The sequence below is a fragment of the Streptomyces composti genome (genome assembly GCF_012034205.1).
Classification (GTDB): Bacteria; Actinomycetota; Actinomycetes; order Streptomycetales; family Streptomycetaceae; genus Streptomyces; species Streptomyces composti.
Genome location: NZ_JAATEM010000002.1, coordinates 88,701 through 104,348 on the forward strand (window position 1 = coordinate 88,701; position 15,648 = coordinate 104,348).

Consider the following 15,648-nt stretch of genomic DNA (forward strand, 5'->3'; position numbering starts at 1 on the left):
CGCCCCCGCCCCACCCCCCGGTGGCGGCCGGCCCCGACGCGCCCGGCACCGCCCAGCACCACCGTCCGGTGGCGGCCGGCCCCGACGCGCCCGGCACCGCCCAGCACCACCGTCCGGCGAGCACGGCGCCCGACGGTTCCGGCGCCGCCGACCGCACACCGCCCGGCACCGGCCGCCCGCCGGCCTCTCGCCGCCCGGAGCCTCGTGCCACGGACGACCGGCCTCCGGCGGCGGGCGACGCACGCCCCCGGCGCCGCGGAGAGGCCGTGCCGAGGGATGCCGGAAGCGGTCCTCGTGCCTCTGCCGCCCCGGCGGAGGCCGTGCGGGCTGCGCGCAACCCGAGCTTCGGGGCCGGGGTTCCGGCCGGTGGGGAGCGTGCGGCGCCGCCTCCGCCGCAGGCGTCCGCCCGGTTCCCCGATGCCCCGCCGACCGTGGGCCGGGGTGTCAGGGGAGCGGCCGTGCCGCGGCAGCCGCAGCGCGGGCCCGGCACCGGCAACGGCGACGCGGGCACCGCCGGCAGGACGCCGCCCGAGCCGCCCGCCGTGCCGCCGCGGGCGGCAGCCGCCTACCCGCTGCCGGATCCCGCCCTGTCGTGGAGTGCCACCGCGCCCTCCCCGGCGCCGGAGGGCGTGACGGGCGAGGTACCCGTACCGCAGCCGGCGCAGGCGTCCTCGACGTGGGCGCGCAGGACCACGGCCCGCGGGCAGGCCGTGGCCGCTGCCGTGTGCCTGGTGCTCGGAATCGGGCTCATCGGGGGAGCGGTGACCGGGAGTTACCTGTCCGGGGGATCCGAGGAGGAGGGCCGCCGGACCGGGTTCACCGCCGGTCGGGATCTGTGGCACAGCGTGCCCGTGGACCAGTTGTTCCCGCCGGTCGTGAAGGGGACCGGTGCGGGGCCCGGCGAGGCCGACCGGACCTGGACGCGGATAGCCGTGGCCCCGGACAGCGGCTGCAAGGACGCCTTCGACCCGCTGCTGCACAAGGTCCTCGCGCCCGTCGGCTGCGAACGCCTGCTGCGCGCCACCTACACCGACGCCACCCAGAGCCATGTCACCACCGTCGGCCTGCTGTTCACCAAGACCGACCCCGCCGGGATGACCGTCCTCGCCCGCCGCTTCGAACGCGAGCGCCTGGACCGGCGTACCGATCTGATGCCCCTGCCGTACGCCGCCAAGGGCACCGCCGCCGAGAAGTTCGGGAAGCAGCAGCGGGCCGCCTGGGCCATCTCCGTGCTGACCGACGCACCCGTCGTGGTCTACGCCGTCTCCGGCTGGGCCGACGGGCGCGCCGTCGACGAACCGCAGCCCGCCGCGGAAGCCCTGGAGTCCGGCGCCACCACGGCCCCGGCCCAGTCCGGCCTCGGCCACGAGGCGCAGGGGCTCGCGGACCGCGCCGAACGCGGACTGCGCAAGGCCGTCGGCGGCGACGAAGACCCGGCGAACCAGGAGCGTGCCTCATGAAGCCGTCCTCCGCGCCCTCGTCCGACGCGAGCCGCCTGCGCCGCGTGACCCGGGTGGGCCGCCTGCGCCGCACAGGCCGCGCCGCGCGCACCGGCCTCGGCATCGCGCTCGCCGCCACGCTCGCTCTGCTGCCCGCCACCGCCGCGCACGCGGACGGCATCCGCGCCCGGCAGTGGGCCCTGGACGCCCTGCACACCGAGGAGGTGTGGCGGACCACCAAGGGCGGGGGCGTCACCGTCGCCGTCCTGGACACCGGGGTCGACCCCGGCCACCCGGACCTCGCCGGGAACGTGCTCAGCGGCAAGGACCTGATCGGCTTCGGCGCCGGCCCCGGCGACCGTGCCTGGGCCCGGCACGGCACCGCCATGGCCGGGATCATCGCCGGTCACGGACACGGTCCGGGCAACGCCGACGGCGTCATGGGCGTCGCCCCCGAGGCGAAGATCCTTCCCGTCCGCGTGATCCTCGAGGACCGCGACCCCTCCCGGAGCAAGGCCCGCAGCACCCGCGGCAGCGCCCTCGCCGAGGGCATCCGCTGGGCCGCCGACCACGGCGCCGACGTCATCAACCTCTCCCTCGGCGACGACTCCGCCTCCGCCCACCCCGAGGCAGGCGAGGACGAGGCCATCCAGTACGCCCTGCGCAAGGGCGTCTCCGTGGTCGCCTCCGCAGGCAACGGCGGCGAGAAGGGCGACCACGTCTCCTACCCGGCCGCCTACCCGGGCGTCATCGCCGCCACCGCCGTGGACCGCTACGGCACCCGCGCCTCCTTCTCCACCCGCCGCTGGTACGCCACGGTCAGCGCCCCCGGCGTCGACGTGATCATCGCCGACCCCGACCGCAAGTACTACGAGGGCTGGGGCACGAGTGCGGCGGCCGCCTTCGTCTCCGGCGCCGTCGCCCTGATCAGATCGGCCCACCCCGATCTCACCCCGGCCCAGGTCAAGCGGCTCCTGGAGGACACCGCCCGCAACGCCCCCGCCGGCGGCCGGGACGACAGCCGCGGCTTCGGCTTCATCGACCCCGCGGCGGCGATCAGGGCGGCGGGCCGCCTGAAGCCGGAGGGCCTGCGCTCGGCCGCCTACGGGGAGAAGTACTTCGGGCCCGGCCCCGACGAGGCCCGGGCCGGCGACGGCGCCGCCGGCTGGGCCGCTCCGCTCGCGGGCAGCGCCGGCGGGGTCCTGCTGGTCGCCGCCGTCGTCCTGTGGCGGGGCCGCCGCAGCGCGAGCCGCGAGGACCCGCACGGCGGCATCTAGCTCCGGCAGGGCCGGTCCGGGCCGGTGCCGGGCCGGGCGACCGGGCGCTCCCGCCGGGAGGGTGCCGACCGGCTGCCGATAGGGTCGGTGACCGTGGCCAAGAAGAACATTCCCGACCCCGGTTTCCGCGACGACGACGGCTCCGCCGACCCCCGGCTGAGCGCCGCGCTCGCGGCCTGGGCCGAGGACCGCGACGCCGTCGGACCCGTCCTGGAGGCGCTCAAGGGCGCCCGGCTGCTCGTCCCGGTCGTGGCGGTGCTCGGCGAGGTGGAGGAGGACGAGAACGGGCTGCGCCGCGAGAAGACCAGCGACATGGCCGTCCCCACCCTGAAGGCCGGCGACCGCACCGCGCTGCCCGCCTTCACCTCCACCGACTCGCTGGCCCGCTGGGACCCGGGGGCCCGCCCGGTCGCCGTGCCGCTGCACCAGGCCCTGCAGGCCGCCGCGCACGAGAAGGCGGACACCGTGGTCCTCGACCTGGCGGGCCCCGTGCCGTTCGAGCTGACCGGGCCCGCGCTGCTCGCACTCGCCGAGGGACGCACCAGTACCGACCCGCTGCAGGACCCCGCGGTCACCGAGGCCGTCCGAGCGGTGGTCGCCGCCGAACCCGCCGTGCGCCGCGCCCACCTCGGACCCGGCCAGGCCGACGGCACCCTCGCCCTGGTCCTGGACCCCGCCGCGCCCGTCGCCGAGGCCGCCCGTGCCGTGGCCGAGCGGCTGGCGGCCGACGAGACGCTCAGGGCCCGCCTGGTGCGCGGTCTCGACCTGGCGGTGCTGCCGGCCGGGACCGTCCCACCGGGCGAGCCCCTGTACGTGAAGGAATAAAGGAATAGAGGAACAGGACGGACGGGGACAGAAGAAGCCGGGAGGAGAGGGCGCCGGCGGTGCTCAGCCGCCGTAGACCGGGCCGGTGTACTTCTCGCCCGGGCCCTGGCCCGGCTCGTCCGGCACCAGGGAGGCCTCGCGGAAGGCCAGCTGCAGCGACTTCAGGCCGTCCCGCAGCGGGGCGGCGTGGAAGGAGCTGATCTCGGTCGTGCTGCCGTCCAGCAGCCCGGCCAGGGCGTGGATCAGCTTGCGCGCCTCGTCGAGGTCCTTGAACTTGTCCCCCTCCTCGGTCAGGCCGAGCTTCACGGCCGCCGCGCTCATCAGGTTCACGGCCACGGTCACGATCACCTCGACCGCCGGTACCTCCGCGATGTCGCGGGCCATGGCGTCGAAGTCGGGGTTGCCTGGGGTCTCGGCGCTGTCCGAGGGGGAGGTCTCACTCATGGCCCACACGATAGGCGGTGCGCTCCGGAGCCCTCCGGTTAGCCCTTGTCAAGCGATCCTGGTAATCTGGTCCACGACCGGCCGGACACGACTGTGCCCGGCCCACAAGTGGAGGCTTTCGAACTCCCACCTGGTCACCCTCGCGGGTGGCGGGTCACCGGTCAGGCGGCGCAGTCCCCGAGAGTGCACCGCCCGAGAGCGCGCCCCGCGACCGAACGCGGCGGTGCTCCGGTAGTTCGAGGAGCCCCGCCTGTGATCGTCCGGGGCATTTTTTCTGCACCGGCGCGGTTAGGTCTAACGAAAACACACGTTACGCGGCTGTCTGCCAGACCGTCGCGTGGTGCTACCGAGGAGGATCCATCAGCGCCGAGCCCCGCATCAACGACCGGATTCGCGTTCCCGAGGTGCGACTTGTCGGTCCCAGTGGCGAGCAGGTGGGCATCGTCCCCCTGGCCAAGGCACTGGAGCTTGCGCAGGAGTACGACCTGGACCTGGTCGAGGTCGCGGCGAACGCCCGTCCGCCCGTGTGCAAGCTCATGGACTACGGGAAGTTCAAGTACGAGTCGGCCATGAAGGCCCGTGAGGCGCGCAAGAACCAGGCGCACACGGTCATCAAGGAGATGAAGCTCCGGCCGAAGATCGACCCGCACGACTACGAAACCAAGAAGGGTCACGTAGTCCGGTTCCTCAAGCAGGGCGACAAGGTCAAGATCACGATCATGTTCCGTGGTCGTGAGCAGTCCCGGCCCGAGCTGGGCTACCGGCTGCTGCAGCGTCTCGCGGAGGACGTGGCCGACCTCGGGTTCGTCGAGTCGAACCCGAAGCAGGACGGTCGCAACATGATCATGGTCCTCGGTCCGCACAAGAAGAAGACCGAGGCGATGGCCGAGGCCCGCCAGGCTCAGGAGGCCCGCAAGGCTTCCGCGAAGGCCAACCCCGGCCGCTCGCAGAACCCTGCGGACGCCGAGGCGTGATCCAGGGGACCGCCAGGTCCCGGGAAGCAACCGAAACCAGTACGACGCTCCACCGTGCCCGGTCTCGTGACCGGGCACAGGAGCGCCACCGACGAGGAGAGAACGGCGCTATGCCGAAGAACAAGTCGCACAGCGGTGCCAGCAAGCGCTTCAAGATCACCGGCTCCGGCAAGGTGCTCCGCGAGCGTGCCGGCAAGCGCCACCTGCTCGAGCACAAGTCGTCCCGTGTGACGCGTCGCCTCACCGGCAACGCCGAGATGGCCCCGGGCGACGCCGCGAAGATCAAGAAGCTTCTCGGCAAGTGACGCCCGGCGCCCTGAACGAGCGCCGTACGTCAGACCGGGACCCAGTCGATTTCCGGGCCGTGTGAGGACCACCGCGGCCCCGCTACAAGGAGTTAACAAGTGGCACGCGTCAAGCGGGCAGTCAACGCCCACAAGAAGCGCCGGGCGATCCTCGAGCAGGCTTCCGGCTACCGCGGTCAGCGTTCGCGCCTCTACCGCAAGGCCAAGGAGCAGGTCACCCACTCGCTGGTCTACAACTACAACGACCGCAAGAAGCGCAAGGGTGACTTCCGCCAGCTGTGGATCCAGCGCATCAACGCCGCTGCCCGCGCCAACGGCATCACCTACAACCGCTTCATCCAGGGTCTGAAGGCCGCGAACATCGAGGTCGACCGCAAGATGCTGGCGGAGCTGGCCGTCAACGACGCGACGGCGTTCGCCGCGCTCGTCGAGGTCGCCCAGAAGGCGCTGCCGGCGGACGTGAACGCGCCCAAGGCTGCGTGACGCTGCCGGCTTCGAGCCGGTGTCATCGTGGGACCCGCAGGATTTCAGCCTGCGGGTCCTGTTCTTGCCGGTCGTCGCCGCCGTCCTCTGCCGGTCGTCCGCCGTCGTCCGGCCGCGGGGCCGTCGTGACCGGTCGCGCGGTTCCCCGCGCCCCTGGGGAGGTGCGGTTCGCCCCGCCGAGTACTCCCGGAAGTGAAGAGAGAAGATGTCCTCCGTCGGTCCCGAGCTGATCTCCCCCCGTTCGTCGCGTGTGGTGGCCGCGCGGCGGCTGGCGAAGCGGAACTTCCGGGGGAAGGAGCGGCTGTTCCTGGCCGAGGGGCCGCAGGCCGTGCGGGAGGCGGCCATGCATCCGGACACCCTCACCGAGCTGTTCGCCACGCCCGAGGCCGCCGAGCGGTACGCGGAGATCATCGGGGCGGCGCGGGACGCAGGCGTCCGTCTGCATCTGGCCTCCGAGCAGGTCATCGCCGACATCTCCACCACCGTCACCCCGCAGGGCCTGGTCGGCGTCTGCCGGTTCCTGGACACGCCGTTCGAGGAGATCCTCGCCGCCCGGCCCAAGCTGGTCGCCGTCCTCGCCCATGTGCGCGACCCGGGCAACGCCGGCACCGTGCTGCGCTGCGCGGACGCCGCGGGGGCCGAGGCCGTGGTGCTCACCGACGCCTCCGTGGACGTCTACAACCCCAAGGCCGTGCGCGCCTCCGTCGGGTCGCTGTTCCATCTGCCCGTCGCCGTCGGCGTGCCGGTCGAGCGGGCCGTGGCCGGGCTGAAGGACGCCGGGGTGCGGGTGCTCGCCGCCGACGGGGCGGGCGACCGCGACCTGGACGAGGAGCTCGACAAGGGCAGCATGGGCGGGCCCACCGCCTGGGTGTTCGGCAACGAGGCCTGGGGACTGCCCGAGGAGACCCGCGCCCTCACCGACGCCGTCGTCAGGGTCCCCATCCACGGAAAGGCCGAGAGCCTGAACCTCGCCACCGCCGCCGCCGTATGTCTCTACGCGTCGGCACGTGCACAGCGCGCCGCCGGAGGGTGCCGCTCCGTCACCGGAGCCTAGTAGTGTGACCAGCTCGGGAGCCCCCTGAGAAGTCCGAGAGGCGGGGTACGTGGATGAGCGTCGGCACGAGCAGGGCAACGGGAGCACACGGTGCGGCACGCCCGCTCTCGCCCCGTCCCGGTGACCTCGCCGACCTCGGCATCGACCCCGACGAACTGCCCGACGGGCTGGTCGTCGCCGACGAGCACGGGCGGGTGATCTGCTTCAACGCGGCCGCCGCCCGGATCACCGCGGTGCCCGCCGAGGAGGCCCTCGGGCAGCGGCTCGACAAGGCGCTGCCCCTGGAGGACCTCGAGGGCCGGCGCTGGTGGCAGCTCACCGACCCCTACGGCGGTCTGTCCATCCGGGTCCGGCAGCCCGAGCGGAACCTGCTGCTGCCCGGCGGCCGGGAAGTCCTCGTCGCCGCCCGTTACGTGCGCACCCGGCCCGCAGGACCGGTGCACCGTGTCGTGGTCACCCTGCGGGACACCGAAGCCAGGCGCCGCACCGAGCGCAGCCACGCCGAGCTGATCGCCACCGTCGCCCACGAGCTGCGCTCGCCGCTCACCTCCGTCAAGGGCTTCACCGCCACCCTGCTCGCCAAATGGGAGCGGTTCACCGACGACCAGAAGCGGCTGATGCTGGAGACCGTGGACGCCGACGCCGACCGGGTCACCCGGCTCATCGCCGAACTGCTCGACATCTCCCGCATCGACTCCGGCCGGCTCGAGCTGCGCCGCCAGCCCGTCGACATGGGCGCCGCCGTCTCCCGGCACATCCAGGCGCACGTCGCCGCGGGGCAGGCCGCCGACCGGTTCCTGCTGCGGGTCCAGCAGCCGCTGCCCGATCTGTGGGCCGACCCGGACAAGATCGACCAGGTCCTGAGCAACCTGCTGGAAAATGCCGTGCGGCACGGCGAGGGAACGGTCACCATTGACGTCACGGCCACGGCGTCACCCCGCGAGGGCGAGGACGCCGGCACGTCGGTCACCGTGAGCGACGAGGGTCCCGGCATCCCGGAGGAGTCCATGAACCGTGTCTTCACCCGCTTCTGGCGGGGCAGCAAGCGCGGCGGGACGGGCCTCGGTCTGTACATCGTCAAGGGCATCGTCGAGGCCCACGGCGGCACCATCACGGTCGGCCGCGCTCCGGGCGGCGGCGCCCAGTTCCGATTCACCTTGCCCGTGGGGGCACCGGCGATCGACTTCGACCTGCCGCGCACGGTCCGCTAGGACACGGGCGGGCAGGGGCGCCGGAGCGGCCCGCGGGCGCATTCGCCTGTCTCCACCCCGTTAGACTCGGCCTTTGGCACCTTTGTGTCCCGAAAGCCGTGACAGACCGTCCATGCGTCGGTGACGGGGACCTTCAGCCAGCCAATCGGAAGCACGGGAAGAGATGTCGGCACCGAACAAGTCGTACGACCCTGTCGAGGTCGAGGCACTGAAACCAGAAGAGATCGAGCGCATGCGGGACGAGGCGCTCGCCGCTTTCGCTGCCGCGGACTCCCTCGACGCACTCCATGAGGCCAAGGTCGCCCACACCGGCCCCGCCTCCCCGCTGGCCCTCGCCAACCGCGAGATCGGCGCCCTGCCCCCGCACGCCAAGGCGGAGGCCGGCAAGCGCGTCGGCCAGGCCCGCGGCGCCGTGAACAAGGCGCTCGCCGCCCGCCAGGCCGAGCTCGAGGCCGAGCGGGACGCGCGCGTGCTGGTCGAGGAGGCCGTGGACGTCACACTGCCCTACGACCGGGTGGCGGCCGGCGCGCGGCACCCGCTCACCACGCTGTCCGAGCGCATCGAGGACATCTTCGTGGCCATGGGCTACGAGGTCGCCGAGGGCCCGCAGGTCGAGGCCGAGTGGTTCAACTTCGACGCGCTCAACATCGGCCCGGACCACCCGGCGCGCGGCGAGCACGACACCTTCTTCGTGCAGGGCCCCGAGGGCGGCACCGAGTCCGGCGTGGTGCTGCGCACCCACACCTCGCCCGTGCAGATCCGCTCCCTGCTCGACCGCGAGCTGCCGGTCTACGTGATCTGCCCCGGCCGGGTGTACCGCACCGACGAGCTGGACGCCACGCACACCCCCGTCTTCCACCAGGTGGAGCTGCTCGCCGTCGACGAGGGCCTGACCATGTCGGACCTCAAGGGCACCCTGGACCACATGGTGCAGTCGCTGTTCGGCGAGGGCATGAAGACGCGGCTGCGGCCGAACTTCTTCCCGTTCACCGAGCCGAGCGCCGAGATGGACATGCTCTGCTACGTGTGCAAGGGCGAGTCCGTCGGCAACCCCGACCGGCCCTGCCGCACCTGCTCCTCCGAGGGATGGATCGAGCTGGGCGGCTGCGGCATGGTCAACCCGCGGGTGCTGACCGCCTGCGGGGTCGACCCGGAGAAGTACAGCGGCTTCGCCTTCGGGTTCGGTATCGAGCGGATGCTGATGTTCCGCCACAACGTCGAGGACATGCGAGACATGGTCGAGGGTGACGTCCGGTTCACCCGGCCGTTCGGGATGGAGATCTGATGCGGGTCCCGCTTTCCTGGCTGCGGGAGTACGTCGACCTGCCGGCGACGGAGACCGGCCGTGACGTACAGGCCAGACTGATTTCGGCCGGCCTCGAGGTGGAGACCGTCGAGCACCTCGGCGCCGACCTCAAGGGCCCCCTCGTGGTGGGGCAGGTGACGGCCATCGAGGAGCTGGAGGGCTTCAAGAAGCCCATCCGCTTCTGCACCGTGGACGTCGGACAGGCCAACGGCACCGGCGAGCCGCAGGAGATCATCTGCGGCGCCCGGAACTTCTCCGAGGGCGACAAGGTCGTCGTCGCCCTCCCCGGCGCCGTTCTGCCCGGCGACTTCCAGATCTCCGAGCGCAAGACGTACGGCCGGATGTCCCGCGGTATGATCTGCTCCAGCGACGAGCTGGGCATGGGCGACGACGGCAGCAAGGGCATCATCGTCCTGCCGCCCGAGACCGAGGTCGGCAAGGACGCCATCGAGCTGCTCGAACTGGTCGACGAGGTGCTCGACATCGCCGTCACCCCCGACCGCGGCTACTGCCTGTCGATGCGCGGCGTCGCCCGCGAGACGGCCACCGCCTACGGGCTGCCGCTGCGCGACCCGGCCCTGCTGGACGTGCCCGCGCCCAACGCCTACGGCTACCCGGTGAAGGTCTCCGACCCCGCCGGCTGCGACCGCTTCACCGCCCGCACCGTCACCGGGCTCAGCCCCGAGGCGCGCTCCCCGATCTGGCTGCAGCGCCGGCTGCAGAAGGTCGGCATGCGGCCGATCTCGCTGGCCGTCGACGTCACCAACTACGTGATGATGGAGCTCGGCCAGCCGCTGCACGCCTACGACCGCTCCCTGGTCCAGGGCGCCATCGGAGTGCGCCGGGCGGAGCCGGGCGAGAAGCTCACCACCCTCGACGGCGTCGAGCGCACGCTCGACCCCGAGGACCTGGTGATCACCGACGAGCGCGGCCCGATCGGCCTGGCCGGCGTGATGGGCGGCGCCGACACCGAGATCGCCGACCACGACGCCGGGAGCGCCACCGTCGACGTGGTGATCGAGGCGGCCCACTTCGACCCGGTGGCCATCGCGCGCACCGCCCGCCGGCACAAGCTGTCCTCCGAGGCGTCCCGGCGCTTCGAGCGCGGCGTCGACCCGATGGCCGCCTCGGCCGCCGCGCAGCGCACCGTGGACCTGCTGGTGCTGCTCGCCGGCGGCACCGCGGAGGCCGGGGTCACCGAGGTGATCGCGCCGTCCGCGCCCACCACCATCACCATCCCGGCCGATCACCCCGACAAGGTCGCGGGCGTCGCCTACGGCCGGGAGACCGTGGTGCGCCGCCTCCAGGAGGTCGGCTGCGACGTCTACGGGCAGGACGAGCTGATCGTCACCGTGCCGTCCTGGCGGCCCGACCTGACCGACCCGAACGACCTCGCCGAGGAGGTCATCCGGCTCGAGGGCTACGAGAACCTGCCCTCCACGCTGCCCAAGCCGCCCGCCGGGCGGGGCCTGACCCGCAGGCAGCGGCTGCACCGGCGGATCGGCCGGGCCCTGGCCGGAGCCGGTTACGTCGAGGCGCCCACCTACCCGTTCATCAGCGAGCAGATCTTCGACCAGCTCGGTCTCGAGGCCGGTGACCCGGCCCGCCGGGTGGTGAAGCTGACCAATCCGCTCAGCGACGAGGAGCCGGCGCTGCGCACCTCGCTGCTGCCCGGCCTGCTCGGTGCGCTGCGCCGCAACGACGGACGCGGCAGCCACGATCTGGCGCTGTTCGAGACGGGCCTGGTGTTCCACCCGCGCGACGAGCAGCGGATCGCCGTCCGCCTGCCCGTCGACCGGCGGCCCACCGACGAGGAGATCGCCGAGCTGAACGCGGCGCTCCCGGACCAGCCGCGGCACGTCGCCGTGGTCCTCGCGGGCGCCCGCGAGCAGGCCGGCTGGTGGGGCAAGGGCCGCCCCGCCGACTGGGCCGACGCCGTCGAGGCGGCGCGGACCGTGGCGCGCGAGGCCGGTGCGGAACTCACCGTCCGCAAGGGCCAGTACGGGCCCTGGCACCCCGGCCGCTGCGCCGAGCTGGTGGTCACCGTGGACGGGACGGAGCGAGTCGTCGGACACGCGGGCGAGCTGCACCCGCGGGTGCTGAAGACGCTCGGGCTGCCCGCGCGGACCTGTGCGATGGAGCTCGACCTCGACGTCCTCGAGCGGGTCGGCGACGACACCCCGCAGGCGCCCAGCATCTCCACGTTCCCGGTGGCGACGCAGGACGTCGCGCTGGTCGTGGACGCGTTCGTGCCGGCGGCGGACGTCGAGGCGGCGCTGCGCGAGGGGGCGGGCGAACTGCTGGAGTCCATCCGGCTGTTCGACGTCTACGAGAACGCGGAGCAGCTGGGCGAGGGCCGCAAGTCCCTCGCGTACGCACTCCGCTTCCGGGCGGCGGACCGGACGCTGACGGTCGACGAGGCGTCGGCCGCGCGGGACGCGGCAGTCGCCCTCGCGGGCGAGCGAACGGGGGCTGTGCTGCGCAGCTGAGGCTCCTTCGGCCGACGTGAGCCGAGAAGCACCCAGGGGCGGGGAACTGCGGATGATATGGCGACTGCGGGAGCGCGGTGGCCGTTCGCGCAGTTCCCCGCGCCTTTGAGGACGTCATCTCCCCGAGGGCGGCGGCCGAACCCCCTGAGGACCCCCGGCGGCAGCCGACCGGCGACGCCGTCCGCCCCGCCACGGAGTGTCGGGCAGGCAGCTGGGCGGACGGCGCGGAAGCGGGCCGCCGCACTGTACGAGGGGGAGCCGGCGGCCCGGCCGGTCTCTTTCGAGGCATTTCAGTCAACCGGCTGGAAACTCTCCGCAACAGTGCGCGCACACTGCGGATTCGGGCACTCCGTTCACACCCCGTGTGAAGCGGGTGCCACTACGCTGACGGGCACCGGACTCGGGGGGCCAGACATGCAGCCCAACACACTGCTCGACGCGATCCTGGACGAGGCGGGAATCTCCCATGCCGGCCTGGCCGCGCACGTCAACCAGGCCGGGCGGGCCCGCGGACTGAACCTGAGATACGAACACACGGCCGTGGCCCGCTGGCTGAAGGGCCAGCGGCCCAGGGGCCAGGTACCCGACCTGATCTGCGAGGTGCTCGCCGCCCGGCTGCACCGCCCGGTCACCCTGGACGACATCGGGCTCGGCGTGCCCGGGGAGCCGTCCGCCCCGCACACCGGCTCGCTGTCCGGCTTCGTCGACCGGGCCACCGCCCTGTGGCGCTCCGACCAGCAGCAGCGGCCGCACATACTGGGCGCACCCGCGGTCACCGGCACGCCCGCCGTGATGCCGGTGTGGGAATGGGAGAACCCGCCCGAGGACACGGACGTCTCCCGTGGCGGCCGGCACCGGGTCACCGCGAGCGACCTCGCCATGCTGCGCGCCGCCCGCGGCCACTACGAGCAGATGTACCGCAAGGCCGGCGGCATCGCGACCCGCGCCCGGATCGTCGGCTTCCTCAACGCCGAGGCGGCCCCGCTGCTGCGCGGCAGCTACACCGACGCCGTCGGCCGCCAGCTGCACCGCGCCACGGGCGGGCTGGTGGCGATCGCCGGGATCTGCGCCTACGACTCCGACGCGCACGGCCTCGCCCAGCGCTACTTCCACCAGGCGCTGCGGCTGGCCAAGGCCAGCGGCGACAGGGGGCTCGGCGCGTATGTCATCGCGCTCCTCGTCAACCAGTCACTGTTCATGCGGGAGTTCCGGCAGGCCGTCGCCTTCGCCGAGTCCGCGCTGCGGGCGGCCGGCAAGCACATCACCCCGGCGCTCGCCTCCGATCTGTACGCGATGCAGGCCAAGGCGTACGCGCACCTCGGCGACGGCAGCAGCGCGCTGGACTGCATCCGGCGCGCCGAGCAGGCCGCCGAACGCATCCGGCGCGGCTACGAGCCGGACGAGACCGGCTATGTCCAGCCGGGCCTGGTCAATGTGCAGGTGGCCGAGGCGCTGCTGAGCCTCGGCGAGCTCGCGGCGGCGGGTGAGCACGCGGCGGCCGCCGTGGACAACCCCGCGCACGACCGGGGCCGGGTGCACCGGCTCGCCATGCTCAGCACCATCGAGCTGCGGCAGGGCAATGCCGACAAGGCGGTGGCGGTGGCGGTGCAGATGGCCGAGCAGGCCCGGGGGATGGAGTCGCAGCGGCTGCGGGACCGACTCCGCGCGGTGCGCGAGCACCTGATGCGCAGCGGCTGCGCGGGCACCGCCGAGGCGGCCGAACTCATCGACGGGGCGCTGCGCGTACCGCTGTAGACCCTGCCGGGCCGCCGCGGCGGCCCGGCACATGCGCGACGAGGCGCACTGCTGCCGAACCGTCCCTGCTGCGATATTGCCCCTTACTCGGCGGAAGGTGGCAGAACCGTGCAGTGGACGAAACAGAACGAACAGACTGTGTACTCAAACCGCTGGTTCAGCGTCAATCTCGCGGACGTCCAACTACCCGACGGCCGGCACCTGGACCACTTCCTGATACGGCTGCGGCCGGTCGCCGTGGCCACGGTGGTCAACGAGGCCAACGAGGTGCTGCTGCTGTGGCGGCACCGCTTCATCACCGACAGCTGGGGGTGGGAGCTCGCCGCGGGCGTGGTCGAGGACGGCGAGGACGTCGCCGTCGCCGCGGCCCGGGAACTGGAGGAGGAGACCGGCTGGCGGCCCGGCCCGCTGCACCATCTGATGAGCGTGGAGCCGTCCAACGGCCTCACCGACGCCCGGCACCACATCTACTGGTCCGAGGAGGGCGAGTACGTCGGCCACCCCGTGGACGACTTCGAGTCGGACCGCCGCGAGTGGGTGCCCCTCAAGGTCGTCCCCGATCTGGTCGCCCGCGGCGAGGTCCCGGCCGCCAACATGGCGGCGGCCTTACTGCTGCTGCACCATCTCAGGATCTAGCCCGGACGGCTGCTAGCGGCCGAAAGCCTGCCAGACGGCGAGGAGCAGGGCCGCCACGGCGGTGAGCACCGTGACCGACTGCAGGGGCCAGCGGGCCTGCTCCAGTGCCGTCAGACGGGTGCTGAGGTCCTCCATCTCCCGGGCCGTCTCCTCGGTGCGATGGGAGAGCAGCGCCAGGCCGCCCTCGACGCGGGCCTGGGCCACGTCCGTCCTGCGTCGTAACTCTGCGAGTTCTCCCTTGACGGCCAGATGCTCGGACTCGGCGGTCACGAAACCGCTCCTTTCCGTGGTCGTGCGTGTCCCTTGCATGCGCATGCTGAGTCAACTCGCCTGGTGGACGCATGGGGAGAGTGTGCGTCAGGCATATGCGGGCCCGGCGCGCACACGGTGTGTGAAAGCCGCGGGCCCGGCACCTCACGAAGTGCCGGGCCCGCGCTGGTCGCTGAGCGTGGTCAGCCGTAGGAGTAGAAGCCGGAGCCGGTCTTGCGGCCGAGCCGGCCCGCGTCGACCATCCGCTGGAGCAGCGGGGGAGCGGCGTACAGCGGCTCCTTGTACTCCTCGTACATCGAGTACGCGACCGAGGCGACCGTGTCCAGGCCGATCAGGTCGGCCAGCTTCAGCGGGCCCATCGGGTGGGCGCAGCCCAGCTCCATCCCGTTGTCGATGTCCTCGCGGCTGGCGATGCCCGACTCGAACATCCGGATCGCGGAGAGCAGGTAGGGGATCAGCAGCGCGTTCACCACGAAGCCGGAGCGGTCCTGGGCCCGGATCGCGTGCTTGCCCAGCACCTTCTCGGTGAAGACCTGGGCCCGTCCGAGGGTGCCCTCCGAGGTGGTCAGCGCCGGGATCAGCTCGACCAGCTTCTGCACCGGGGCCGGGTTGAAGAAGTGGATCCCGATGACGTGGTCCGGGCGCGCGGTGGCGACCGCCAGCTTCACCAGCGGGATCGAGGAGGTGTTGGAGGCGAGGATCGCGTCCTGGCGGGTCACCACCTGGTCGAGCACCTGGAAGATCTCGGTCTTGACCTGCTCGTTCTCGACCACCGCCTCGATCACCAGATCGCGGTCGGCGAACTCGCCGAGATCCGTGGTGAAGCTCAGCCGGGCCTGGGTGGCCTCCAGCTCCTCCTCGGTGATCTTGCCTCGCCCGACCGCCTTCGCCAGGGAGTTGAACAGCCGGGTACGGCCGATCTCCAGGGCCTCGCCGGTGGTCTCGGCGACCTTCACCTCCAGACCGGCGCGGGCGCACACCTCGGCGATCCCCGCGCCCATCTGGCCGCAGCCCACCACTCCGACGCGTTCGATGTCGGTCACATCGTCCCCTTCACCTGTTACGGGCAGCTCGCCTGTTCGCTGCTACGGCTTGCGCAGGTGCCGGGTCCCGGTCCCTGCTCCGTTCGTGCACGTTACTCCGAGGAATCGATGATCGATCGCGGGGGTCGGGCATCCTG

At 72.7% G+C, this 15,648-nt stretch carries 15 protein-coding genes; 12 read left to right on the top strand and 3 right to left on the bottom strand.

Going from position 1 to position 15,648, the window contains the following annotated elements; genetic code table 11:
• Positions 1–458: 458 nt before the first annotated feature.
• The 3 genes from HCJ93_RS02050 to HCJ93_RS02060 all read left to right on the top strand — a co-directional run bounded on the left by HCJ93_RS02050 (position 459) and on the right by HCJ93_RS02060 (position 3,541).
• The gene (locus HCJ93_RS02050; protein WP_309141286.1) at positions 459–1,460 is read left to right on the top strand and encodes a hypothetical protein; all 1,002 of its coding nucleotides are present in this window, start codon (positions 459–461) and stop codon (positions 1,458–1,460) included.
• Positions 1,457–2,716 carry a type VII secretion-associated serine protease mycosin gene (gene mycP / locus HCJ93_RS02055; RefSeq protein ID WP_167990520.1) on the top strand — a complete coding sequence of 420 codons (1,260 nt, stop codon included), beginning with the start codon at positions 1,457–1,459 and terminating at the stop codon, positions 2,714–2,716. Before HCJ93_RS02050 ends, mycP begins: the two co-directional genes overlap by 4 nt.
• A 93-nt stretch (positions 2,717–2,809) precedes the next feature.
• The gene (locus tag HCJ93_RS02060) at positions 2,810–3,541 is read left to right on the top strand and encodes an SseB family protein (RefSeq protein ID WP_167990522.1); all 732 of its coding nucleotides are present in this window, start codon (positions 2,810–2,812) and stop codon (positions 3,539–3,541) included.
• Between the two features lie 63 nt (positions 3,542–3,604).
• Here the strand turns inward: HCJ93_RS02060 and HCJ93_RS02065 are convergent, their stop codons facing one another.
• The gene (locus HCJ93_RS02065) at positions 3,605–3,985 is read right to left on the bottom strand and encodes a DUF1844 domain-containing protein (RefSeq protein ID WP_167990523.1); all 381 of its coding nucleotides are present in this window, start codon (positions 3,983–3,985) and stop codon (positions 3,605–3,607) included.
• 359 nt (positions 3,986–4,344) lie between these two features.
• Here HCJ93_RS02065 and infC point away from each other — a divergent pair, with 359 nt between their 5' ends.
• The 9 genes from infC (at position 4,345) to HCJ93_RS02110 (ending at position 14,198) form a co-directional block, all read left to right on the top strand.
• Positions 4,345–4,959: a translation initiation factor IF-3 gene (gene infC / locus HCJ93_RS02070; RefSeq protein WP_167990828.1), complete on the top strand. Its 615-nt coding sequence runs from the start codon at positions 4,345–4,347 to the stop codon at positions 4,957–4,959.
• A 110-nt stretch (positions 4,960–5,069) separates the two neighbouring features.
• The gene (gene rpmI, locus HCJ93_RS02075) at positions 5,070–5,264 is read left to right on the top strand and encodes a 50S ribosomal protein L35 (protein WP_003977225.1); all 195 of its coding nucleotides are present in this window, start codon (positions 5,070–5,072) and stop codon (positions 5,262–5,264) included.
• A 99-nt stretch (positions 5,265–5,363) separates the two neighbouring features.
• Positions 5,364–5,747 carry a 50S ribosomal protein L20 gene (rplT, locus tag HCJ93_RS02080; protein WP_167990525.1) on the top strand — a complete coding sequence of 128 codons (384 nt, stop codon included), beginning with the start codon at positions 5,364–5,366 and terminating at the stop codon, positions 5,745–5,747.
• Positions 5,748–5,952: 205 nt separating this feature from the next.
• On the top strand, positions 5,953–6,801 hold the full coding sequence (locus tag HCJ93_RS02085; RefSeq protein ID WP_167990527.1) for a TrmH family RNA methyltransferase: 849 nt from the start codon (positions 5,953–5,955) through the stop codon (positions 6,799–6,801).
• Between the two features lie 53 nt (positions 6,802–6,854).
• Positions 6,855–8,012 (top strand): sensor histidine kinase, encoded by a 1,158-nt coding sequence (locus HCJ93_RS02090; RefSeq protein ID WP_167990529.1) that lies wholly within the window; start codon positions 6,855–6,857, stop codon positions 8,010–8,012.
• A 163-nt stretch (positions 8,013–8,175) separates the two neighbouring features.
• On the top strand, positions 8,176–9,297 hold the full coding sequence (pheS, locus tag HCJ93_RS02095) for a phenylalanine--tRNA ligase subunit alpha (RefSeq protein WP_167990530.1): 1,122 nt from the start codon (positions 8,176–8,178) through the stop codon (positions 9,295–9,297).
• Positions 9,297–11,807, top strand: a complete 2,511-nt coding sequence (pheT, locus tag HCJ93_RS02100; protein WP_167990532.1) for a phenylalanine--tRNA ligase subunit beta — start codon at positions 9,297–9,299, stop codon at positions 11,805–11,807. Before pheS ends, pheT begins: the two co-directional genes overlap by 1 nt.
• A 414-nt stretch (positions 11,808–12,221) precedes the next feature.
• Positions 12,222–13,562 (top strand): NsdA family TPR-like regulatory protein, encoded by a 1,341-nt coding sequence (locus tag HCJ93_RS02105; protein WP_167990534.1) that lies wholly within the window; start codon positions 12,222–12,224, stop codon positions 13,560–13,562.
• A 108-nt stretch (positions 13,563–13,670) separates the two neighbouring features.
• Entirely contained in the window at positions 13,671–14,198 is a 528-nt protein-coding gene (locus tag HCJ93_RS02110) for an NUDIX hydrolase (RefSeq protein WP_167990537.1), read from the top strand.
• Positions 14,199–14,210: 12 nt separating this feature from the next.
• Here HCJ93_RS02110 and HCJ93_RS02115 read toward each other — a convergent pair whose 3' ends face one another.
• Both HCJ93_RS02115 and HCJ93_RS02120 read right to left on the bottom strand, forming a co-directional pair.
• Positions 14,211–14,468: a hypothetical protein gene (locus HCJ93_RS02115; RefSeq protein WP_167990538.1), complete on the bottom strand. Its 258-nt coding sequence runs from the start codon at positions 14,466–14,468 to the stop codon at positions 14,211–14,213.
• A gap of 182 nt (positions 14,469–14,650) precedes the next feature.
• Positions 14,651–15,511 (bottom strand): 3-hydroxybutyryl-CoA dehydrogenase, encoded by an 861-nt coding sequence (locus HCJ93_RS02120; RefSeq protein ID WP_167990540.1) that lies wholly within the window; start codon positions 15,509–15,511, stop codon positions 14,651–14,653.
• Positions 15,512–15,648 lie beyond the last annotated feature (137 nt).